The organism is Edwardsiella sp. A.80236, from assembly GCF_044540725.1.
GTDB classification, from domain to species: domain Bacteria; phylum Pseudomonadota; class Gammaproteobacteria; order Enterobacterales; family Enterobacteriaceae; genus Edwardsiella; species Edwardsiella tarda.
On sequence record NZ_JBIUCY010000002.1, the window covers coordinates 247,108 to 269,778 of the forward strand.

Here is a 22,671-nt window from a genome sequence, read left to right on the forward strand (position 1 = left end):
TGATGAAAAAGATTGATGCGATTATTAAGCCGTTCAAACTGGATGACGTGCGTGAGGCGTTGGCCGAGGTGGGTATCACCGGTATGACGGTGACCGAGGTGAAAGGCTTCGGCCGCCAGAAGGGGCACACCGAATTGTATCGTGGGGCGGAGTATATGGTCGACTTTCTGCCCAAGGTGAAGCTGGAGATCGTGGTGGCCGATGATATCGTCGATACCTGCGTCGAAACCATCATGCAGACGGCGCAGACGGGCAAGATCGGCGACGGCAAGATCTTTGTCTATGATGTGGCCCGCGTGGTGCGTATCCGTACCGGTGAGCAGGACGAAGAGGCGATCTAACCCCATCCTCTGTCATCGAGGACGACGCGTGCTTGACGCGCCGTCCCTCTCTTTTCCGTTTTTCGTTTTTTGGCATTAGCGCGCATTGTTGGCCCGTATTGGCTTATTTTCTGTCGCTATTGGCGGGTAAACGAAAAAAAACGCGCCGCCTTAGGTGTCCATCGTTGGACGCGCCCTCGCTTCTCCTCTCGGGATCGATCCGTTACACTGCATCAGTAATCCGATTGAACTCATTGATGAGGCGTGCCCATGTATCAAGATCTGATTCGTAGCGAGTTAAACGAAGCGGCGCAGACACTGAATAATTTCCTGGCCGATCCGGCCAATATCCTGGCTATCCAACAGGCGGCACAGCTATTGGCCGCCTCGTTTAAGGCCGGTGGCAAGGTGCTCTCGTGCGGCAACGGCGGTTCGCATTGCGATGCGATGCACTTCGCCGAAGAGCTCACCGGGCGTTATCGTGAGAACCGTCCCGGCTATCCGGCGATCGCCATCTCCGATCCCAGCCATCTCTCCTGCGTGAGCAACGACTTCGGTTATGACTATGTCTTTTCGCGTTACGTCGAAGCCGTCGGGCGCGAAGGGGATGTGTTGTTGGGGATCTCAACCTCGGGTAACTCCGGCAACATTATTAAAGCCATCGAGGCGGCGCGCGCCAAGGGGATGAAAGTGATCACCCTAACCGGCAAAGATGGCGGCAAGATGGCGGGAAGCGCCGATGTGGAGATCCGCGTGCCGCATTTCGGTTACGCCGATCGCATCCAGGAGATCCACATCAAGGCGATCCATATCATGATCCAACTGATCGAAAAAGAGATGGCGGCCTGATGGCGTTGGGGCGAGCGTCGTGTTCGCCCCAAGACGAGCGAGGAGCGGGAATGTGTGAGCTGCTGGGCATGAGCGCCAATGTGCCGACGGATATCTGCTTTAGCTTTACCGCGCTGGCGTTGCGCGGTGGCCGTACCGGCCCGCATAAGGATGGCTGGGGGATCACCTTCTACGAAGGGAAGGGCTGTCGCACCTTTAAGGATCCCTTACCCAGTCACAGCTCGCCGATCGCTCGCCTGGTGCGTGAGTACCCGATCAAGTCTTGCGCGGTGGTCTCACACGTCCGCCAGGCGAATCGCGGTAGCGTGGCCCTGGAGAATACCCATCCCTTCACCCGTGAACTCTGGGGGCGCAACTGGACCTTTGCCCACAACGGCCAGCTCGACGACTACCTGACGTTGGCGACCGGTAACTACCAGCCGATCGGGGAGACCGATAGTGAGTATGCCTTTTGCTGGCTGCTGCAGCAGATGCATACCCGTTATCCTCACCCTCCGCATGACGAGCAGGCGCTGTTTCGCTTTATCGCCGCGTGTGCCGATACGTTGCGCCAACGTGGTGTCTTCAACATGCTGCTTTCTGATGGCCGCTATGTGATGGCCTACTGCAGCACGCAACTCCACTGGATCACGCGTCGTGCCCCATTCGGTCAGGCGACGCTGGTGGATGAGGATGTGATGATCGATTTTCAGGCCGAGACAACGCCGGATGACGTCGTCTCGGTGATCGCGACTCAGCCGCTGACCTGCGATGAGTCTTGGCAGCGCATTGCGCCGGGTGAGTTTGCGCTATTCTGCCTGGGCGAACGCCAGGCGTGAGGGCGCGCTGCCAGCAGGCAGGGGGGCGTTAACCACGTAGCGGCCATCCTGCACGTTGACCTGTGGCGGCAGTGCGTGCTGAGCAAAGTATTGATAACCCGGCTGTAATTCGCGCCAGAAGTTAATATAGCTAGAGTTCCGGTGGCGTTGCATATTCCGCTCGGTCATATGGAAGGGGTAGATATTGATGTCTACCAGCATCTGGCCGTTGCGGAAGGCGCTCTGCACGTAACGGTAGATCTCCGAGATCCCGGCGTTGGTCATGGCGTAGCAGCCGACCGAGACGCAGTCACCATGGATCATCAGGTATTTTCCGGAATAACCGTGCGCCTGATCGTAGGGGTTCGGGTAGCCGATGTTGATCGCCTGGTAATAGCGGCTATCGGGTTTGAGATGGCGGGCGTCGATTTGGTAGAAGCCTTCGGGGCTCTTAAAATCGCCTTCGGTACGTTTCGGACCGAGTCCCCCGGAAAACTTACAGATGGGGAAGCGCTTCACCAGCTGATAGCCATTCTGCACTTTCGCGTACAGCTCCAGTTGGCGCTCTTCCTTGAAGATTTGAATATAGACCGGCGATCCTAGCAGGCTATTAACGCCGCTACGCGGCACGGAACCGGACTCGCTGGCGGACGATTTGCACGCAGCCAACGGCAATGCCAGGCATATCGCCAGCAAGGCAACTATCTTACTCATGTAGAACCCTGTCAAAGAAGTAATAGCACGACGTTTTTCGGATAATGTCGATTGACCCACCCTAAAGTGCGCACAGTGTAATCCAGAGCCACCGGCGAGAGTGAGCGTTTTTTTCGCCCGCTATAGCGGAAATTTCCGGCGGCGCACACGAGGCCCTTTTTTATTATGCAAGGTGGGGATGATGGCGTCGGTTTATAACTATTTGGCATGATTGGACGGCGGAGGATCGGACCTCCATAATAGGCGCCTTTAGCGTAAGCGATGGGGCATCCAGCAGGATCGCTCCGCGAGAATAGGCATAAAGCATGATGACACTCCTTCTCTCTGGGCGGGGCACCCTGGCCCGCCTTCTGACGCTGCTGGCGACGATCCTGTTGTTGAGTGGCTGCGGCCCGACGCAGGTCGATCTCGCCGGCAAAACCATGGGGACCTACTATGCGGTCAAATACCTACCGGCTGAGGGGACACCGGCAGCGGCTCAGGTTCAGGCGGAGATCGATCGCCTGCTCGAACGGGTAAACGATCAGATGTCCACCTATCGCCCCGGTTCAGAGCTGAGCCGCTTTAACCAGAGTCGGCGGGTGAACACTCCCTTTCCCGTCTCATCAGATACCGCTCGGGTGGTGAACGAGGCACTGCGTATCAATAAATTGACCGATGGTGCGTTAGACGTGACCGTCGGGCCACTGGTGAACCTGTGGGGCTTCGGTCCGGAGGGGCGCCCCGATCGTGAGCCGTCGCCTTCGCAGATCGCGCAGCGACGTGCCTGGGTGGGGATCCAGCACTTATCGCTACAAGGCAATGCGCTGGTCAAGGATATTCCTGAGTTGTATGTCGATCTTTCGGCAATCGCCAAGGGGTATGGCGTCGATGTGGTGGCCGACTATCTGCAGTCGTTGCACATCGATAACTATATGGTCGATATCGGTGGTGAGGTCCGAACCCTGGGGCATAATGGCGAGAAGAGCCCTTGGCGTATCGCGATCGAAAAACCCTCTACCGGCGCGCAGCAGCGGGTACAGGCGATCATCGAGCCGGGCGCGATGGCGGTGGCGACCTCCGGCGATTATCGCAACTATTTTGAGCAGGATGGGCAACGCTTCTCGCACGAGATCGATCCGCAGACTGGCCGCCCGGTCACGCACCGTCTCGCCTCGATTACCGTGTTGGCGCCGACCTGTATGACCGCCGACGGACTCTCCACTGGGTTGTTCGTCATGGGGCCCGATCGCGCCTTGGCGCTGGCTAACCGGATGAATATCCCGGTGTATATGATCGTTAAGGGTGAACATGGCTTCGAGGAGCGCACCTCGACGGCATTCGCCCACTATCTGGCCGCCGTGCAACCGTAAGTGGGAGGCCCGATAGCCGAGGCTGACACCGGCCTGGAGCTGACGCGCCAGGCTGGTGATGCGCTATCTCGTTAGACGCCGCCATGCGGCTGTGGATGCTGCGCCGTATGACGCTGGCTGTAGGCATGTAACAGCAGCGGCAGCGCGACGAAGCCAACCGTCCCCGCCAACAGGAGCAGGACATAGAGCGCCGGTGAGCCGACCGGGATTTGATCCGGCGGAATAAAGCTCAATACGAAGGCCAATAATGCGGCGGCGAGACCGACGCCTGCCACCAGCCAGACACCGATGCGCCCACCGGGGATGCGGTAAGGTCGAGGCGTCTCGGGCTGGGTATAGCGCAGGGTGATCACCGCAGCAAACATCAGGATATACATCAACAGATAGAGAATGGCGGCCAGTTGGCCGAGGATCTGAAAGGCGGCCTGCACGGAGGGGAGGCAGACCAGCATAATTGCCATCAGGGTGACGATGGCCCCTTGTAACAGCAGGATATTGCGTTGTACTCCGTTATGATTGGCCTCTTGTAGCCAGGTCGGTAGATACCCTTCTCGTCCCACCTCAAACAGGCCGCGTGAAGGGCCTGCGACGATCACTGTCACCTGTCCTAATACCCCGATGGCGACCATCAGCGCCACCACATGGCCGAGCCAAGGCACCCCTAACGAGCTAAATAACAGGTTATAGGCGACTAACAGGCTTTGCACCAGGTTGATGCGATCGGCCGGGATCAATGCGCTGATGGTCAGGGTACCGAGGACCAGCACTACCACGGTCATCAGCGCACTGATCCCGATGGCCAAAGGATAGTTGCGCGACGCGTTCTTCAGTTCACGTACGTGGACGGCGTTGATCTCCATCCCCGAGTAGAACAGGAAGACGCTGGCGGCGAGCACCAGATTGTGCAGATTGGTGATATCGGGAAACAGGGCATGCCAACCGAGGGTAAAGTGGATCGGGTTACCCAACGCGATGTAGGCGATACCGCAGCCGATGAGGATGGCGGCCGGGATCAGGGTGCCGATCATCCCGGCGATGGCGCTGATGCGCGAGGCCGATTTCACCCCATGCAGGTTAATCCAGGTCGCCAGCCAGTAGACGAGGAGTACGATGACTAAGGTATACAGGGCATTGGAGGCGAGGTGAGCGTCGGCACCGGGAAGGGGCAAGGCATAGGCCAGCGCGACGGCGGTGAAGATAAGCATGGTCGGGAAGCAGATGGTGGTTGCCAGCCACTGCAGAAAGATGGCGAGCAGGCCGAGGCGGTCGCCAAAGGCTTGGCCAATCCAACGGAAGACGCCCCCCTTCTGGGGCCAGCCGGTGGCGAGTTCGGCGGCGCATAGCGAAACCGGCACCAGGAAGCATAGAGCGGCGAACAGGTAGAAGAACACCGCCGCCAGGCCATACTCGGCTTCGGCCGCCAGGCCACGCAGGCTGACCACGGTGGTGATGTTCATCATGGCGAAGGTGCCGGCTCCCAGCGTGACCGCCGCCAGTGCAGATTTACTGCTCGATTGCGAAGTCATGATAAGGTTCTCACGCTAATGGGCCGCGCGAGGCGGCCCAGGGCTTGCGGTTATTGCTGATCGCTATTAGCCGGTTGCCAAGAGGGCTTACGGCAGGCGTAAATAATCAGCGGAATGATGAAGAAGCAGATGGAGCCGACGACCAGGATCAGGATGTAGCTGCTCGGGTTGCCGACTGGGATCTGATCCGGAGGGATAAAGCTCAGGAAAAAGGCTACGAGAGAGCCGACGAAACCGGCGCCAGCGATGATCCATATCCCGATCCGTCCACCAGGGACGCGATACGGACGCGGCGTATTCGGCTCTTTATAACGTAGATAGATGGCAGCGGCGAACATCATTATGTACATCAGCAGATAGAGGATGGTCGCGAGCTGTCCCAGGATCTGGTAGGCCGATTGCACCGAGGGCAGCACCACCAGCAGAACGGAGATGATGCTGACCACGATGCCCTGGAAGATCAGAATGTGCTGCTGGACGCCGTGGCGGTTGGTCTTCTGTAAAAAGGGCGGCAGATAGCCGGAGCGGCCAACCTGCAGCAGACCGGTAGACGGGCCCGCGACGATGGCGGTGATCTGACCTAGCACCCCGAAGGCCAGCATCGCGGCCAGTACCTCGCCCAGCCAGTGCAACCCGAAGTGGTCAAATAGCGCGTTGTAAGCGATGAGTAGACTTTGTACCAGGTTGATCTGTTCTTTCGGGATCAGGGTGGCGATACACAGGGTGCCGAAGACAAAGATAACGACGGTGGCGACGGCGGCGCTGATGATGGCCAGCGGATAGTTGTGTGACGGGTTATCGACTTCGACCACGTGGACCGCGTTGATCTCCATCCCACCGAAGAACAGGAAGATACTGGAGGCTAACACCAGATTGTTCAGGTTGGTCAAGTCAGGGAAGAAGTCGGCGGCACGGGCGACAAAATGAACCGGGTTGCCGGTCATCACATATACCAGCGTGAGGATCATCAAGATCCCGGCCGGGATGATGGTCCCGATCAGACCGCCCAGCGTAGCCAGCTTGGCGGATGAGCGGATCCCGCGTAGGGCGACCAGTGTGGCGATCCAGTAGACGAGCAGTAGAATCACGACGGTGTACAAGCGATTCGCTGCCAAATGAGAGTCGACGTCGGGATGAGGGCCGATAAAGGCCAGCGAGACGGCGGCGAAAATCAGTACGGTCGGGAACCAGATCGTGGTAGCGACCCACTGGAGATAGATGGCGACAAACCCCCAGCGATGGCCGAAGGCCTGACCAATCCAGCGGAATACCCCCCCTTTTTGTGGCCAACCCGTTGCTAATTCGGCGGCGACCAAGGAAACGGGAATTAAGAAGAAGACGGCGGCGAACAAATAATAGAAGGCGGAGGTGATACCATATTCAGCTTCGGACGGCAGACCACGTAAACTGACCACCGTGGTAATATTCATGATTGCCAGCGTCACAATGCTGAGCTTGGCGGAAGGTTTCCCTTGCGCCGTAGAGTCCGATGTGGAGGCCATAATTGCTCCTTGATATAACGTGTTTTAGGCGTATCTCATAAGAGCCTATCCCATTAGGCTATTTTATTTGCCATGTTGGCCCTGGGCAGTGCTCACACAAAACTTAACCAAGTTTTGCACGCCCTTCAGGGCGGCCCGAAGGGGGAGCGAAGCGAATAATCCTCACGTATTGCGTGTACGCTTCGGTTGTTCCGCGCTGTCCGTATCCAAACTGGCTGCAACAATACATGCCTACTGGGATAGGCTCTAAGTCAGCTATGCGAAATATAGAGGCATAAAGGCCGGGCTAACCCGGCCTATGCATGGGTACATCTTAATTACGGCATAGCGGCTAATTATTTAGCGCCGAGTACCTCATTACGAGCAGCGGTAACACAGTCAATCACATGCTGCATAATTTCATGTGTTAAATGAACGTTCATCGGGTAAACCTTCAGCGCGAATACCATGGCCTCTGGGTCACTGGCGTCACGATTATATTCGGTGACGCGGAAGCCGGTGCTGAAGCTCATGTACGGAGTATATTGCCCGTTAATTTTCTTACCGCTACGGAACCACTCATACAGTTTGTTACCCACATCCATGGTCAATTTGTTATTGGCCACTAATTGGGATTTATAAGCCGGATCAGTCAGCTCATGTTGATATTGTTGATGTGCCATGACGCCTTCCGGATAAATACGGAACAGGGTGACCAGGCTGTAATCATCCGGGTTGACACAAACGGTATCCGCATTTTCATGCAGTAGGTTACGCAAATAATATTGGTTTTCCAGGATACCGCCCATGATGGCTTGGAAGCCTTCATAGCCGAAGTACTTCATCGTCGCCCAACCAGCCAAGGCGCCGGTTGCGGCACGAGAGACTTCCAGCGTGTAGTCCAGGGGGTTGTACGGAGAACGCGGTTGCAGGTAAGCGGAGCCCGGACGTTTCAGAATGCTTTCGAACTCTTCGGCGTTACGATAGGTGAAGCAGCTGCTGGCGTAAGGCGTAAAGCCGGCTTTATGGAAGTCGAAGCCAATGGCATCGGCATACTTCATCGCTTCCAGTGCGTGGCAGTTGGCTTCGATGAACGGTAACAGTGCCTCGGTGAATTGCAGCGGGTTCTTGGCAAAGTCATATTTTCTAAAGGCCAACCATGACCAACTGGTGACGGCATCGCAGTACAACAGCGCTTTACCGTAAGGGGAGGCGTTCGGATATTGATCCAGCAGTTTACGTACCCCGGCGACCGGGTCAAAGGCGTTGGCATCGGTGGTCCCCATGGTACATACCACGGAGGCGACTGGGATTTTCTTGGCTTGCAATGATTTCAGCACCGCTTCCAAATCTTGCAGATCCATGGCGTTGGTGTCGGGATCGGTCTTGATGCGGATGATGTTATCCATCCCCAACCCCATCCAGTCGGTGCTGTTTAGCATGGTGTAGTGCGCCTGCTGTGAGCACAGTACTTTGGCATCGGTACGGATACCGCTGTGACGGGAGTTAGGCAACACACGGGTCAATGCGTATTTTACATGATAGGTCCAGCAGCCTGAACCCCCATAGGTGTAGACACAGCCTGAATGTTTAGCATCCCAACCGACCAAGTTGGCCAGCATCCCCGCACTTTCCAGTTCGGCGCGGTGCACGTTCCAGGAATATTCCCCTTCTAAGATATTGGGGGAGAAAATCTCTGACATGATAGCCGCGATAATAGAGGCGGTGTTGGCCTGCGGGATCACGTTACACATGGTCAGCGGATGGCCCCAGTTAGGGAGCCCTTCGAACAGCGCGCTGGTTTGTGCGATGACCTGATCGCTGCTGCTCATTTTATCCGCCATTTCAATATCTTTAACTTTATCGAAATCAATAGTCAAAGCCGGATTTTGGCCGAGATAAGCTGGGCCACCATCGTTAGGACGCAGCTTATTCAGATGTTCAATGGCTTTGGCTATAGACTTGGATAAAGGATCATTATCGTCACTGAATGCAGAGGGAAATGCAGAGCACATTTCTTCGCGATATTTGGCCCACTGTTTGTTGCTATTACCGTTATTCGCTTTCATTTGGATGTCCTTGATATGGTCTTTATCACAAGTGTGATAAGCCGCAAACCCATCTCTCAGCGCTAGCTGCGTTGGGAAAAGGAGAACGACCACGGATAGGTAACTAAAAGCTATATTACATATAGTGACTCTATATTTTGGGGAAGCTGTCCCCTCGCTGTAGTTAAACAGCTAACAAAACTGCTGGCGAGGTATCTGCTTAATTATTCATACCCGGCGAGCTAACGTGTTTAATTCTAGCACCACAAAATAAGTCAGTTGAAAATAAATAGTGTAACCATCACAAAGAGCTGATTATGCTGTAATCGAGGCCGATAGTTTCATATTACAAATAAAATAATGATAGGCCGTGATGGTTGTGTGATGGGAATCTCAATAATGGCGCTAGATGATGAGAATGCAAATGCTATGCCTGATTATTTAATCGATTTTGTTTGCTAATTTCTAATGACACAGAGTGGCAGAAGGATGAAACATTGTGAAATGGTTGGTTATCATGATTGATAATATCCGCATGGTGAATTACCCATCGATAAATATTTCTTGGTTAAAATTACATCATAATTAAAGTTTACTCTTATTATTATTTACGACCGTGCGGGAAGCTATCTATTTGGTTATAGTTTATTAGCGTGATGATAAAACGTGGCGGGTTGAATAATAATACACAATGCTGTATATTTATACAGTTATTGATTGAGGGTGGGGCGATCAGATGCGTAAGATCATTCATATCGATATGGATTGTTTCTTCGCCGCGGTCGAGATGCGCGATTTTCCGGCGCTGCGCGAGGTCCCGTTGGCGATCGGCGGCAGCGGCGAGCGGCGTGGGGTCATTAGCACCGCGAACTATGCCGCACGGCGCTATGGCGTGCGTAGTGCGATGCCGACGGCGCAGGCGTTGAAGTTGTGTCCTCATCTGACGTTGCGTCCGGGGCGTATGGCGGTTTATAAGGCTGTGTCGGGGGAGATCCAGCAGATTTTCCGCCGCTATAGCGCCTTGGTCGAGCCGCTATCGCTGGATGAGGCCTACCTCGATGTCAGTGACTGTCCCTTGTTACAGGGCTCGGCGACGCGTATCGCGCAGCAGATCCGCGCCGATATCGCCAACGAGTTACACTTGACCGCCTCCGCCGGCGTGGCGCCGCTGAAATTTCTGGCTAAGATCGCCTCGGATATCAATAAACCCAACGGCCAGTATGTGATTCCGCCCGAGCAGGTCGATGCGTTTGTTCAGGCGTTGCCGTTGGCGAAGATCCCCGGCGTGGGGAGGGTGACGGCGGCCCGCTTGGCCGAACTGGGATTACACCGCTGTGCCGACGTGCGCGCCTACGATCTTGCCACCTTGCTGCGTCGTTTCGGTAAATTTGGCCGTGTACTGTGGGAGCGGAGTCACGCCCGGGATGAACGCGAGGTCAATCCCACTCGGCAGCGTAAATCGGTTGGCGTAGAAAAGACCCTGGCGCAGGACATCAGTGATTGGGCGGCCTGCCAGCAACTGTTAGCGCAGCTGTATCCCGAGTTGGAGCGGCGTTTGGCTCGCGTCCAACCGGATCTGCGCATTGCCCGGCAGGGGGTCAAACTCAAGTTTGCCGACTTTCAATTGACGACGCAGGAGCACGCCTACCCTTATCTCGATCGGGACGATCTGTTCGCGGTGGCGCGCCAGGTCTGGGAGACGCGCCGTGCCGGACGCGGGGTTCGTCTGGTGGGATTGCATGTGATGCTGCCCGATCCGCAACGGCAGAAACAGCTCACACTGGACATCCTCTAGCCGCTCTAGCGCACACTTCTCTCTATCTCGTTAACTCATTATCGCGTTGCGGATAGTTGCAGGCTTATCGCGTGAGTCCCCACCCCCTTATCCCTCCGCCTCCCCACTGGCGTTTTTCTTACCGTTCTTGCTGTCGCTTCAAACTTTTACGAGACCATTACTTTTATAATTCCCGGCGTTGGCATTCAAGGAGTATAAGTAATGGATATTATTGATCGTTTTATTAGTTACACCCAAATTAATACCACCACCGATCGTGACAAGGGTGCGCAGGGCATCATGCCCTCCTCGCCGGGACAATTGCGTCTGGCGCAACGCTTGGGGGACGAGTTGCGTACGCTCGGTCTGGAGGAGGTGGTGGTGAGGGAGAACGCCATCGTCACCGCCACCTTGCCGGCGAACTGTACCGCGTCGTTGCCGACGGTGGCGTTCTTCGCCCATTTGGACACCAGCGCCGAACAGAGCGCCGATACCCATGCCCAAGTCCTGCCTTATCATGGCGGCGATCTGTGCCTGAACGCCGAGCGGCAGATCTACCTGCGTCAGAGCGAGTTCCCCGAGCTGGCTGATTACATCGGCGATGAGCTGATCGTGACCGACGGCACCAGCCTGTTGGGGGCGGATGACAAAGCGGCCATCGCCGCCATCATGAACGCCTTGCAATTCTTGCAGGCTAATCCGCAGATTGCCCACGGCCCGGTCAAGATCGGCTTCGTACCGGATGAGGAGCAGGGGCTACGTGGCGCCAAGGCTTTCGATACCGAGTCGTTCGCTGCCGACTTTGCTTACACCCTGGATTGTTGTGGTATTGGTGAGCTGGTGTGTGAAAACTGGAATGCCGGCGACGTGGAGGTGGTGTTCACCGGCGCGTCGGCGCACCCGATGTCCGCCAAGGGTAAGTTGAAGAACTCGCTGCTGATGGCGCACAAGTTTATTGCCATGCTGCCGCCGGGTGAGGCGCCGGAGTATACCGAGGGTCGCGAAGGATACTATTGGGTGAAGCAGTTAGCCGGCAATAGTGCGCGCACCGTGTTGAAGCTGGATATCCGCGATTTTACCGAGGCAGGCTATCGCCAGCGGATGGCGTTCATTCGCCAACTGGCGGATAGCTGTGCGGCGCTATGGGGCGAGGGGAGTGTCGATGCCCGTCTCTCCGATCGTTATGCCAACGTCGCCAACAGCCTGCAAGGGGAGGCGGCTTTCCCGGTCGAGATCGCGTTACGTGCCTATCAGCGCTGCGGCATCACGCCGCGTCCGGTACCGATGCGTGGCGGCTATGACGGTGCCGTCTTGTCACAGAAAGGATTACCCTGCCCCAATCTATTTACCGGGGCGCATAACTTCCACTCCATCTATGAGTACCTGCCGGTGAAATCGCTACGGGCGGCTAGCGAGGTGGTGGTGGCGGTGATTGCCGAGACGCATGCCCACTTCACCGCCGAGGAGCAGGCATGATCCAGGTGATTATCGCGCTGCTGGTGATCGTGGTGGTGGCCCGCCTGATCCTACGCGGCTATAAGGCCGAGCCGGTGCTGTTGGTGGCTGGCCTGCTGTTGATGTTCTGTACGCAGTTGGCGGGGTGGGGCAATGTGTTGCCCAAGGGCGTCGCCACCACGGGGATCGGCGCGCTCGATCCTTTCGAGGTGGTGCGTGATCTGTTTAGCACTCGCGCCGCCGATCTGGGCTTGATGATCATGGCGCTGATGGGCTTTGCCCACTATATGGATCATATCGGCGCCAATGAGTCGGTGGTACGGGTGGTGACGCGTCCTCTGCGCCGCCTCCAGTCTCCCTATACGCTGCTGTTCTTCTCCTACCTGTTGGCGAGCTTGCTGCAACTGGCCATTCCCTCGGCCACCGGGCTGGCGGTATTGCTGATGGGCACCATGTTCCCCATCATGCTGGGGTTGGGGCTCTCCGCCGCCTCGGCGGCCGGGGTGATCGCCACCTCGCTCGGCGTCGCCTATACCCCAACGGCGATCGACGCCATTCGTGGTGCCAAGGCCGTCGAGATGGATGTGGTGGAGTATGTGCTGTATCACCAGGGGCCCGCCGCCTTGGCGACGGTTCTGGTGGTGGGGATCTGCCATGTCTTCTGGCAGCGCCATTGTGATCGCCGCGCCGGTACGCTGCCGCAGGCGGCGACCCAGCTGCAAGACGATGCGCCCGCTCGCTCTCCGGCCTTTTATGCCCTGTTGCCGATGCTGCCCATCCTGATGGCGGTCGGCTCCTCCAAGCTCTTCGTCAGCGGCATCAACCTGAACATCGTCACGATCGTGATGATCGCCATGGCCCTGTGTATGGCGATTGAGTGGTTGCGTCTGCGTGACTTTAAGGCGGTATGTGACGGTTTCAGCCATTTCTTGAAGGGCATGGGGCAAGCCTTCACCGGCGTGGTTGGCCTGTTGGTCGCGGCGGGGGTCTTTGCCCACGGCATCAAGGTGATCGGCGCCATCGATCAGGTGATACTCTTCGCCGAACATGTCGGGTTGCCGCCCTTCGCCATGGCGATCGTCTTCGCCCTGGTGACCTTTGCCGCGGCGATCATCATGGGGTCGGGTAATGCGCCCTTCCTGGCGTTCGTCGAGTTGATCCCGCAGATCGCCAGCAGCATGGGGGCCAATGCGGTGGCGATGATCCTGCCGATGCAGCAGGCCTCCCATATGGGGCGGGCGCTGTCGCCGGTGTCGGGGGTGGTGATCGCCGTCTCGAGCGGCGCCAAACTCTCCCCCTTCGATGTGGTGCGGCGTACCTCGGTGCCGCTGATCGCCGGCTTTATCTTCCATACGGCGTTGATCGGCCTGTTCTACTGAGTATGGCAGTGCGACGTTAGCGGTCGCGACAGAGGTTGGTTGAGAGGAGGCCGCAGCGCGTAAGGTTGCGGCCTCTTTTTTTGCACTGCCGCAAAGCGGGCTACACTGAGATCATCACTCGCGGGAGGAGGAGAGAGCCGATGAAAGCGTGGCCTGTATTGGCGGTCGCCACTCTGGCATTGCTGGTGGCTGGCTGTCGTTCACCCACACCGCCGCGCGGCGTGGCGCCGTTACAGGGGTTCGACCTCGCGCGTTATCTGGGGAGGTGGTATGAGGTGGCCCGTTTGGATAACCGTTTCGAACGCGGTTTAACGCAGGTGAGCGCCGACTATAGCCTGCGCAGTGATGGTGCGGTCCGGGTGGTCAATCGCGGCTACGATGCGCGCCGTGGGCGTTGGCGCCAGAGCGAGGGACGCGCTGACTTTACGGGCTCGCCGACGCGGGCCGCATTAAAGGTATCGTTCTTCGGGCCATTCTATGGTGGCTATAACGTGATCGCCTTGGATGCGGCGTACCGCTATGCCTTGGTGTGTGGACAGGATCGTGACTATCTGTGGCTATTGTCGCGCACGCCTACGATGCCGCTGGCGGTGCGCCAGGCGTATGTCGACTTGGCCGCGCGACTCGGCTTCCCGACCGCGCGTTTACACTGGGTACAGCCAGAAAATGATACGCCGCCAGCTCGATGAGATGACGGCGTGGGCAATGCGCCCGCCAGGGCGCGCTAAAGGCGCCGCTGGCGATGGGGCGGCTTTGCCGCCCGACGGGTGTTAGGCTTTTTCCGGGATGGCTTTCAGCAGGGCGGTCAGCAACTGCCAGTAACGGCCGACGCTCGGGATATTCACCTGCTCATCCGGTGAGTGCGGCCCGGTGATGGTCGGCCCGATGGAGACCATATCCATCAACGGATAGGGTTTCTTAAACAGACCACACTCCAGACCGGCATGGATCACCATGATATTCGGCAGGGTGCCGAACAGCTTCTGATAGGTATCGCGCACCAGGTGCATCACCGGTGAGTTGGCATCCGGCTCCCACCCTGGGTAGCTGCCTTTGGCCTCGACGCGGGCACCGGCCAAGATCCCCAGAGAGGTCAGCTGGCTGACGACGGCGTCTTTGCCACTCTCGTTGAGTGAACGGATCAGGCAGATGATCTGTGCCTCATTCTCCGCCGTGGTGACGACCCCGAGGTTGAGGGAGGTTTCGACCACGCCTTTCACCTCGTCGCTCATGCGGATCACCCCGTTCGGCGTGCCGTTGAGCAGGGCGATGAAACGTGCCTGGCTGGCCGCATCCAGCGGTTGCAGGGCACTCTCGACATTCTCGATCGTGACGCGTGGGCTTTTCTCCACGGCGCTCAGTTCACCCTGCATGATCGCTTGGAAATGCTGGGCTAGCGTCTGCAGGCGATCGAGGTTAGCCGCTGGCAGCGCCAGGGTCGCGAAGGCTTCGCGCGGGATAGCGTTACGTAGGGTACCGCCGTTGATGTCCAGGACGCGCAGGCCCAGCTCGTCGGCATGACCGGCCAGGAAGCGGCCCAGCAGTTTGTTGGCGTTGCCCAGCCCCAGGTGGATATCGCCGCCGGAGTGGCCGCCCTTCAATCCCTTGATGCTCAGGCGAACCACGCTCATCCCCGCCGGTAGCGTCTCACGCTGTAAGGCCAGGGTGGTGATGACGTCGATGCCGCCGGCGCAGCCCATGTAGACTTCGCCTTCTTCTTCGGAGTCGGTGTTGATCAGGATCTCGCCCTGTAACCAACCGGCCTGCAGACCGAAGGCGCCATCCATCCCGACCTCTTCGGTCATGGTCAGCAGCACCTCTAACGGGCCGTGCATCACGCTATCATCGGCCAGTACCGCCAAGGCGGAGGCCATGCCAATACCATTATCGGAGCCGAGTGTGGTGCCACGGGCCTTGACCCAATCGCCGTCGATATATGCCTGGATCGGATCCTTGGTGAAGTCATGCTGGGTGTCGTTGTTCTTCTGCGGCACCATGTCCAGATGCGCCTGCAACACGACGGGGATACGCTTCTCCATGCCGCGGCTGGCCGGTTTACGCAGCAGAATATTGCCGACGGCGTCGCGCTCGGCATGGATCCCTTTCTCTTGCGCCCAGGCCATGATGTGTGCCGCCAGAGCCTCTTCATGATAAGAGGGGTGCGGAATGGCGCAGATGTTGGCAAAAATCTGCCACAGCGGCTGTGGCGACAGTTGAGACAGTTCAGACATAGTAAGTCCCCTGATAAACGGTTGTGCTGTGAGGGCGCATGCCCAGTGGGTGTCAGGCGAATCAAACGCGGGCGTAACCGCAACCGCTTACGCACCGCCGCTGGCCGCAGAATAAGGTGCGCGGCACAGCCCGATTGCCAGAGAATACCACCATATAGCGCCAGGGGGGCAGACTTTGGCATTAATTAGCACCCGAAGGGAGCGGATAAAGGGAGGAATAGCGCGAGCGCGGCGGCGGTTTAGCGTCATAGTGCTGGTTTTTATCGTGGCTCCTCACTATAATCTCGCGCAACCTTTTTTCCCCCCGACTAATTTATAAGCCATTTAACACTTTGTTATCATTGGCTGGGATATGTTTTATGAGCGAAAAATACGTTGTGACCTGGGACGTGCTGCAGATGCATGCGCGTAAATTGGCTGCCCGCCTGTTGCCTGCCGAACGCTGGACCGGGATCATCGCCGTCAGCCGCGGCGGTCTGGTGCCAGCCGCGCTGTTGGCGCGTGAACTGGGCATCCGCCATGTCGATACTGTCTGCATCTCCAGCTATGACCACGACAACCAGCGTGAGCTCAAGGTGTTGAAATGCGCCGAGGGTGATGGCGAAGGCTTCATCGTCGTGGACGATCTGGTCGATACCGGCGGCACCGCGAAGGCGATTCGCGACATGTATCCCAAGGCTCACTTCGTCACGATTTTCGCTAAACCGGCCGGGCGCCCGCTGGTGGACGACTATGTGGTCGACATCCCGCAGGACACCTGGATCGAGCAGCCGTGGGATATGGCGGTGAGCTTCGTCGAGCCGCTGAGCGGCCGTTAATTCCGCCCTCCCTTAGATAACGCCCGGCGTATTGCTGGGCGTTGTTGTTTCTCCCGCTCAGTAGCCCACCATCCCTGCGTTGCCAATCTCCCATCTTGTCGGGCATGATAGCCGCTATGTCGTATCGTCTATCCTGAATATGGACGATCCGTGTCGCGAGGCGACGAAGGAGTATAGGGAGGCCGCCGTTCCGTTATGAGCGAAATCAATCAAACCCGCGCAAATCTGTCTGAGACTCTATTTAAACCGCGTTTTAAACATCGGGAGACCTCCACGTTGGTCAATCGCGCCAGCAGCGAGGGGGGCCCAGGCATCAATAACGCCCTCGATGGCCGCTCGCAGGCAAACTGGTATCGCATCATCAATCGGGTGATGTGGGCTTGGCGTGGCGCCGACCCGCTGGAAGTCGAGATGGTCTTGGCGCGCATCGCCGCCAGTGACGCCGAGCGTAGCGACGAGCGACTGCTGGATACGGTGGTGGGCTATCGCAGTGGTAACTGGATCTATGAGTGGTCTCATCAGGCGATGACCTGGCAGCAGCGTGCCCAGCAGGAGAGCGTGGCGGCGCGCGCGGGTGATATGTGGTTACAGGCCGCCAACCTATACAGCATCGCCGCCTATCCACATCTGAAGGGCGACGATCTGGCTGAGCAGGCCGAGGCACTGGCGAATCGGGCCTATGCCGAGGCGGCGCGCTTGCAGAGCTTCGAGTTGCGCGAACTGACTTTCCGTATTCCCGATGGTAAGCAGATCACCGGTTTCCTGCATCTGCCGGATGCCGAAGGTGGGCCGTATCCGACGGTATTACTGTGCGGCGGCTTGGATATGTTGCAGAGCGATAGTCATCGCCTGTTCCGTGACTACCTGGCCCCGGCGGGGATGGCGATGTTGACCATCGATATGCCTTCGGTCGGCTTGTCGTCTCATTACACCCTGACGCAAGACTCCAGCCGCCTGCATCAGGCGGTATTACAACAGATGGTCGATCTCCCCTGGGTCGATAGCACACGGATCTCGGCGTTGGGCTTCCGTTTCGGCGCCAATGTCGCGGTGCGGTTGGCCTATCTGGAGCCGCGCCGCCTGCGCGCCGTGGCCTGTCTGGGGCCGGTGGTTCACCATCTGTTGTGCGATGCCAACCTGCATCAACGCGTGCCACCGATGTATATCGACGTACTCGCCAGCCGATTAGGGATGGCCTCGGTATCCGATGCCGCATTACTGACGGAGCTTCGCTGTTATTCATTGAAAACACAGGGATTGCTTGGGCGTCGCTGCCCGACACCCATGCTGGCGGCCTACTGGGATCGTGATCCCTTCAGCCCACGGCAGGAAGCGCAACTGATCGCTAACTCGTCGAGTGACGGCGCCTTGTTACCGGTCGCCGCCTCGCCGCTGTACCAAGGATTCGATCGTGCGCTACGTCAGATTTGTGAATGGATAAATAAGCACTCATCGTAATTACATTGCTTAATTTACGTTTTTTGTTAAAAGAGGGTAACCGCAATAAGGAGCGTGCCCGATGACATTACCTCAAGGTTACCCGAAAGGACGTTTGATCAAAAAATTCATGGCGCTGGGGCCATATCTCCGCGCCGAGCAGTGCGCGGATGATCGTTTCTTCTTCGATTGTCTCGCCGTCTGCGTCAACGTGAAGCCCGATCCGGAAAAGCGCGAGTTCTGGGGCTGGTGGCTGGATCTGCAGGTGACCGAGGATCGTTTTCATTATCGTTACGCCTTGGGGTTGTATGATCGTGCCGGCTGCTGGCAACCGCAGGCGATCGCGGATGAACTGGTGAATGCGCGCCTGCAGCAGACGCTGACCACCTTCCACGGCAATCTACAACGCTTGCTGGATTCCCTCTCGATGCCGCTGCATCCTGCCGATGACGACTCCCTGCGTCTGAGTCGTGCCGAACGCTGACCTGGATCATACGCGAGGCCTTTTCCCGGTTTTGCCTATGCTTTCCCTTTCGCCTGTTGGCATAATGCGCTATGCCTGATAAAAATGCAGGCGGGAGGGAGTGATGGCTGCAGGCCGCCTCCCTCTGGTCAGCGTGCCGGGAACCGCGGTTCCCCCCTTTTCTGTGAAAATACAACGGTTATAGAACATGACGAGTGGCAGTCAAACCCTGGTGGTAAAACTGGGCACTAGCGTGTTGACCGGTGGCTCCCGCCGCCTCAACCGCGCCCATATCGTAGAACTGGTCCGTCAGTGCGCCCAGCAGCACGCCGCCGGACACCGTATTGTCATCGTGACCTCCGGGGCCATCGCCGCCGGGCGCGAGCACTTGGGTTACCCAGACTTGCCCGCCACCATCGCCTCCAAGCAGTTGCTGGCCGCGGTGGGGCAGAGCAGCCTGATCCAGCTATGGCAACAGCTGTTTGCTATCTATGGTATCCACATTGGCCAGGTCTTGCTGACCCGTGCCGATATGGAGGATCGCGAGCGTTTCCTCAACGCCCGTGACACCCTGCACGCATTGATGGATAACCGTATCATTCCGGTGATCAATGAGAATGATGCCGTCGCCACCGCCGAGATTAAGGTCGGCGACAACGATAATCTGTCGGCGCTGGCGGCGATCTTGGCCGGCGCCAATAAACTACTGCTGCTGACCGATCAGGCGGGGTTGTTTACCGCCGATCCGCGCCATAACCCGACCGCCGAGTTGATCCGTGAAGTGAGCGCGATCGACGACACCTTGCGTGGCATCGCGGGCGATAGCGTATCGGGTTTGGGCACCGGTGGCATGACCACCAAGCTTCAGGCCGCCGATGTCGCCTGCCGAGCGGGGATCGAGGTGGTGATCGCTGCCGGTAGTCGGCCGGGAGTGATCGGGGATGTGATCGACGGCGTCTCCGTGGGTACCCGTTTTCATGCCGAGCAGACCCCGCTGGAAAACCGTAAGCGTTGGATCTTCGGTGCCCCGCCCGCCGGCGAAATCGTGGTGGATGATGGGGCGTTGGAGGCGATTGTCACCCGAGGCAGCTCCTTGCTACCGAAGGGGATCCGCGAGGTGAGCGGCGACTTTTCCCGTGGCGAGGTGGTGCGCATCCGTGGCTTGGATGGGCGCGATTTGGCGCATGGCGTCTCCCGCTACAACAGCGACGCATTGCGCATGATCGCCGGACATCACTCGTTGCAGATCAGCGCCATCCTCGGTTATGAGTATGGCCCGGTCGCCGTACACCGTGACGACATGATCGTCAGTTAAGGAGCCATCATGTTGGAAGAAATGGGGAAGGCCGCCAAACGGGCCTCCTATCAGTTGGCGCTGTTGGGCAGCGCCGAGAAGAATCGAGCCTTGGCGCTGATTGCCGACTGTCTGCAACAGGATAGCGCGGCGATCCTAGAGGCGAACCAAGAGGATGTGGCACAGGCGCGCGCCGATGGGCTGAGTGACGCGATGCTGGATCGCCTGCTGTTAACCGAGGCGCGTCTGGCGGCGATCGCCGATGATGTCCGCCAGGTGTGCCGCTTGCACGATCCGGTCGGCGAGATCATCGATGGACGTCGGCTCGACAGCGGTTTGCAATTGCAGCGCCGCCGCGTACCGCTCGGTGTGGTCGGGGTGATCTACGAGGCGCGGCCCAATGTGACTGTCGACGTGGCCTCGCTGTGCCTGAAGACCGGTAATGCGGTGATCCTGCGCGGCGGTAAAGAGACCTGGCGCACCAATCGGGCGACGGTGGCGGCGATCCGGCGTGCGCTGGCCCTGGCGGATCTGCCCCAGGATGCGGTGCAGGTGATCGAGAGTCCCGATCGGGCGCTGGTCAACGAGCTGCTGCGTATGGACCGTTATGTGGACATGCTGATCCCGCGTGGCGGGGCTGGCCTGCATCGTCTGTGCCGTGAGCAGGCGACCATCCCGGTGATCACCGGCGGTATCGGTGTCTGCCATATCTATGTCGAACGGAGTATGGCGATCGAGGCGGCGCTGACGATCATCACCAATGCCAAGACGCAACGCCCGAGTACCTGTAACACCGTGGAGACGCTGCTGGTCGACGCCGCCATCGCACCGACGCTGATGCCGCGCCTCAGCGCCCAGATGCAGCTATCCGGCGTCACGCTGCATGCCTGCCCACGCGCGCTACCGTTACTCCAGGATGGCCCGGCGGCGGTGGTTCCGTTAGATCCGGCGGCGTTGGATGACGAGTGGCTGTCGCTGGATCTCAGCGTGGTCGTCGTGGATGATCTGGAGGGAGCCATCGATCATATTCGTATCCATGGTACACAGCACTCCGATGCCATCCTGACGCGTGATATGCGTGCCGCCGAGCGTTTTGTTAATAGCGTGGATTCGGCGGCGGTATATGTCAACGCCAGTACCCGCTTCACCGATGGCGGCCAGTTTGGTCTGGGAGCCGAGGTGGCGGTCAGTACGCAGAAGCTGCATGCGCGTGGCCCAATGGGGCTAGAGGCGTTGACCACCTATAAGTGGATCGGCTACGGTGACGATCTGGTGCGTGCCTGATCGCGTTGCAACGGCTCCCTATATGGGGGAGCCGTTGCATTAACCTCAGTCTGTCAGCGGGTGGGCTCGACTCAATCGGCCACCTTGACTAACAGCTTGCCGAAGTTTTTGCCCGAGAGCAGCGCCTGTAACGCGGTAACGGCCTGCTCTAACCCCTCGACGACATCCTCCCGATAGTGGATCTGGCCTTGAGCCAACCACTGGCTCATCTGTTGATAGAAGGCCGCATAATGCTGGCCGAAATCTTGACCAATGATAAAACCCCGGATCAACAGCCGTTTTCTTAAGATGGTGCTCATCAGCAGCGGGAGGCGATCGTCGAGGCTATCGTTCGCCACGCTATTGTATTGGCTGATTAGGCCACAGAGCGGCACGCGTGCCCGGGTGTTGAGTAACGGTAGCACCGCATCGAAGACCGCCCCGCCGACGTTCTCATAGTAGACGTCGATCCCGTTCGGGCAGGCCGCCCGTAGTTGGGCGGGGAAGTCGGGCATACGGTGATCGATGCAGGCCTCCAGGCCGAGGGTATCGCACACGTAGCGACACTTCTCCGCGCCCCCCGCGATCCCGACGGCTCGGGCACCGCGTAGACGGGCCACTTGGCCGACGACCGAGCCGACCGCACCGCTGGCGGCGGAGACCACCACCGTCTCACCAGGCTGTGGATCACCGATGGCGGTCAGCCCCATATAGCCGGTGAATCCCGGCATCCCCAGCACGCCGAGTAGCCAGGTGGGGTGTGCCATCCCTGCGGGGACTTTCTGCAAGCCATCGCCATTGGAGAGGGCATAATCTTGCCAGCCACTTTGCGCCAGCACCCACTCCCCAGCCTCATAGTCGGGATGGTGTGAGCACTCGACCCGAGAGAGGGTGCTACCGACCATCACGTCACCCAGCTGCATGGCGGGAGTATAGGAGGGGCCATCATTCATCCGTCCTCGGATATACGGGTCGATAGAAAGGTAGAGGGTACGCAGCAACAGCTGCCCCTGGGCGGGTTGCGGGATGGCCGTCTGTTGTAACTGGATGTCCTGCTCCGTCGGCATGCCACAGGGCCGTTGGCGTAACACGAGACGCCGATTCGTCGTTCCTGTCTGTGTCATCATTTGCTCCTTTGTCGCCGTGTTGTAGAGACTAACAGGGACAGCCTAGAGCAAAATCGCGTGGGGCAATGTGACGGTGTTGACGCTATCTCGCCCCATAGCATGAACGGTGTATTGTCGAGGAAATGACCATTCGTTTTACTAGCCCTTGACGCTCCTTAGGTTTTTCACTATGGTATCTCCCGCACTTCGGGCAACACGCCCAACTCCCTCAGTGCCGATATAGCTCAGTTGGTAGAGCAGCGCATTCGTAATGCGAAGGTCGTAGGTTCGACTCCTATTATCGGCACCATTATTTCATCCAGCATCATCCCCAATCTTCCATTTTTCCTTGTTTTTCGCAGAA

At 58.2% G+C, this 22,671-nt stretch carries 19 protein-coding genes and 1 tRNA gene; 14 read left to right on the plus strand and 6 right to left on the minus strand.

Annotation, left to right across the window (positions count from 1 at the left end; all coding sequences use genetic code 11):
- Positions 1–2 precede the first annotated feature (2 nt).
- The 3 genes from glnB (at position 3) to ACEQFP_RS03285 (ending at position 1,987) form a co-directional block, all read left to right on the plus strand.
- Complete coding sequence (glnB, locus tag ACEQFP_RS03275) at positions 3–341, plus strand: nitrogen regulatory protein P-II (protein ID WP_005283058.1); 339 nt, start codon at positions 3–5, stop codon at positions 339–341.
- 249 nt (positions 342–590) lie between these two features.
- Positions 591–1,169 carry a D-sedoheptulose 7-phosphate isomerase gene (gene lpcA / locus ACEQFP_RS03280; RefSeq protein WP_005283062.1) on the plus strand — a complete coding sequence of 193 codons (579 nt, stop codon included), beginning with the start codon at positions 591–593 and terminating at the stop codon, positions 1,167–1,169.
- 50 nt (positions 1,170–1,219) lie between these two features.
- Entirely contained in the window at positions 1,220–1,987 is a 768-nt protein-coding gene (locus tag ACEQFP_RS03285) for a class II glutamine amidotransferase (RefSeq protein ID WP_005295002.1), read from the plus strand.
- Here the strand turns inward: ACEQFP_RS03285 and dpaA are convergent.
- Positions 1,958–2,680: a peptidoglycan meso-diaminopimelic acid protein amidase gene (dpaA, locus tag ACEQFP_RS03290; protein WP_047060349.1), complete on the minus strand. Its 723-nt coding sequence runs from the start codon at positions 2,678–2,680 to the stop codon at positions 1,958–1,960. The two genes, ACEQFP_RS03285 and dpaA, sit on opposite strands and share 30 nt — an antisense overlap.
- A gap of 305 nt (positions 2,681–2,985) precedes the next feature.
- On the opposite strand from dpaA, the gene ACEQFP_RS03295 reads away from it, so the two are divergent.
- Positions 2,986–4,032: an FAD:protein FMN transferase gene (locus ACEQFP_RS03295; protein WP_005283070.1), complete on the plus strand. Its 1,047-nt coding sequence runs from the start codon at positions 2,986–2,988 to the stop codon at positions 4,030–4,032.
- Between the two features lie 71 nt (positions 4,033–4,103).
- Here ACEQFP_RS03295 and gadC (ACEQFP_RS03300) read toward each other — a convergent pair whose 3' ends face one another.
- The 3 genes from gadC (ACEQFP_RS03300) to ACEQFP_RS03310 form a co-directional block, all read right to left on the minus strand.
- The gene (gene gadC / locus ACEQFP_RS03300) at positions 4,104–5,558 is read right to left on the minus strand and encodes a putative glutamine/gamma-aminobutyrate antiporter GadC (protein ID WP_370546931.1); all 1,455 of its coding nucleotides are present in this window, start codon (positions 5,556–5,558) and stop codon (positions 4,104–4,106) included.
- Between the two features lie 50 nt (positions 5,559–5,608).
- The gene (gene gadC / locus ACEQFP_RS03305) at positions 5,609–7,060 is read right to left on the minus strand and encodes a putative glutamine/gamma-aminobutyrate antiporter GadC (protein ID WP_005283076.1); all 1,452 of its coding nucleotides are present in this window, start codon (positions 7,058–7,060) and stop codon (positions 5,609–5,611) included.
- A 335-nt stretch (positions 7,061–7,395) separates the two neighbouring features.
- Entirely contained in the window at positions 7,396–9,108 is a 1,713-nt protein-coding gene (locus ACEQFP_RS03310) for a pyridoxal-dependent decarboxylase (protein ID WP_005295005.1), read from the minus strand.
- A gap of 715 nt (positions 9,109–9,823) precedes the next feature.
- Here ACEQFP_RS03310 and dinB point away from each other — a divergent pair.
- The 4 genes from dinB to blc all read left to right on the plus strand — a co-directional run bounded on the left by dinB (position 9,824) and on the right by blc (position 14,384).
- Positions 9,824–10,882 carry a DNA polymerase IV gene (gene dinB / locus ACEQFP_RS03315; protein ID WP_035599041.1) on the plus strand — a complete coding sequence of 353 codons (1,059 nt, stop codon included), beginning with the start codon at positions 9,824–9,826 and terminating at the stop codon, positions 10,880–10,882.
- A gap of 201 nt (positions 10,883–11,083) precedes the next feature.
- Complete coding sequence (pepT, locus tag ACEQFP_RS03320; protein ID WP_005283086.1) at positions 11,084–12,337, plus strand: peptidase T; 1,254 nt, start codon at positions 11,084–11,086, stop codon at positions 12,335–12,337.
- On the plus strand, positions 12,334–13,695 hold the full coding sequence (gene dcuC, locus ACEQFP_RS03325; RefSeq protein WP_005295007.1) for a C4-dicarboxylate transporter DcuC: 1,362 nt from the start codon (positions 12,334–12,336) through the stop codon (positions 13,693–13,695). The genes pepT and dcuC overlap by 4 nt, the downstream gene beginning before the upstream one ends.
- Before the next feature lie 140 nt (positions 13,696–13,835).
- Positions 13,836–14,384 carry an outer membrane lipoprotein Blc gene (gene blc, locus ACEQFP_RS03330; protein WP_369115096.1) on the plus strand — a complete coding sequence of 183 codons (549 nt, stop codon included), beginning with the start codon at positions 13,836–13,838 and terminating at the stop codon, positions 14,382–14,384.
- Between the two features lie 81 nt (positions 14,385–14,465).
- On the opposite strand, the gene pepD is transcribed toward blc, so the two are convergent.
- Positions 14,466–15,926, minus strand: a complete 1,461-nt coding sequence (gene pepD, locus ACEQFP_RS03335; protein ID WP_097364091.1) for a beta-Ala-His dipeptidase — start codon at positions 15,924–15,926, stop codon at positions 14,466–14,468.
- Between the two features lie 359 nt (positions 15,927–16,285).
- Here pepD and gpt point away from each other — a divergent pair, with 359 nt between their 5' ends.
- From gpt to proA, 5 genes are all read left to right on the plus strand, one after another.
- Positions 16,286–16,744 (plus strand): xanthine phosphoribosyltransferase, encoded by a 459-nt coding sequence (gpt, locus tag ACEQFP_RS03340; protein ID WP_005283102.1) that lies wholly within the window; start codon positions 16,286–16,288, stop codon positions 16,742–16,744.
- 195 nt (positions 16,745–16,939) lie between these two features.
- Entirely contained in the window at positions 16,940–18,202 is a 1,263-nt protein-coding gene (frsA, locus tag ACEQFP_RS03345; protein ID WP_035599057.1) for an esterase FrsA, read from the plus strand.
- A gap of 61 nt (positions 18,203–18,263) precedes the next feature.
- Positions 18,264–18,665, plus strand: coding sequence for a sigma factor-binding protein Crl (gene crl, locus ACEQFP_RS03350; RefSeq protein WP_035599059.1), 402 nt, complete (start codon positions 18,264–18,266; stop codon positions 18,663–18,665).
- A gap of 187 nt (positions 18,666–18,852) precedes the next feature.
- Complete coding sequence (gene proB / locus ACEQFP_RS03355) at positions 18,853–19,959, plus strand: glutamate 5-kinase (RefSeq protein WP_005283114.1); 1,107 nt, start codon at positions 18,853–18,855, stop codon at positions 19,957–19,959.
- Positions 19,960–19,968: 9 nt separating this feature from the next.
- Positions 19,969–21,222, plus strand: a complete 1,254-nt coding sequence (gene proA, locus ACEQFP_RS03360; RefSeq protein ID WP_035599062.1) for a glutamate-5-semialdehyde dehydrogenase — start codon at positions 19,969–19,971, stop codon at positions 21,220–21,222.
- Between the two features lie 71 nt (positions 21,223–21,293).
- Here proA and ACEQFP_RS03365 read toward each other — a convergent pair whose 3' ends face one another.
- Positions 21,294–22,325 carry an NADP-dependent oxidoreductase gene (locus ACEQFP_RS03365; RefSeq protein WP_068871867.1) on the minus strand — a complete coding sequence of 344 codons (1,032 nt, stop codon included), beginning with the start codon at positions 22,323–22,325 and terminating at the stop codon, positions 21,294–21,296.
- A 216-nt stretch (positions 22,326–22,541) separates the two neighbouring features.
- Here ACEQFP_RS03365 and ACEQFP_RS03370 point away from each other — a divergent pair.
- Positions 22,542–22,617: transfer RNA gene (locus ACEQFP_RS03370), tRNA-Thr, on the plus strand.
- Positions 22,618–22,671: the final 54 nt, after the last annotated feature.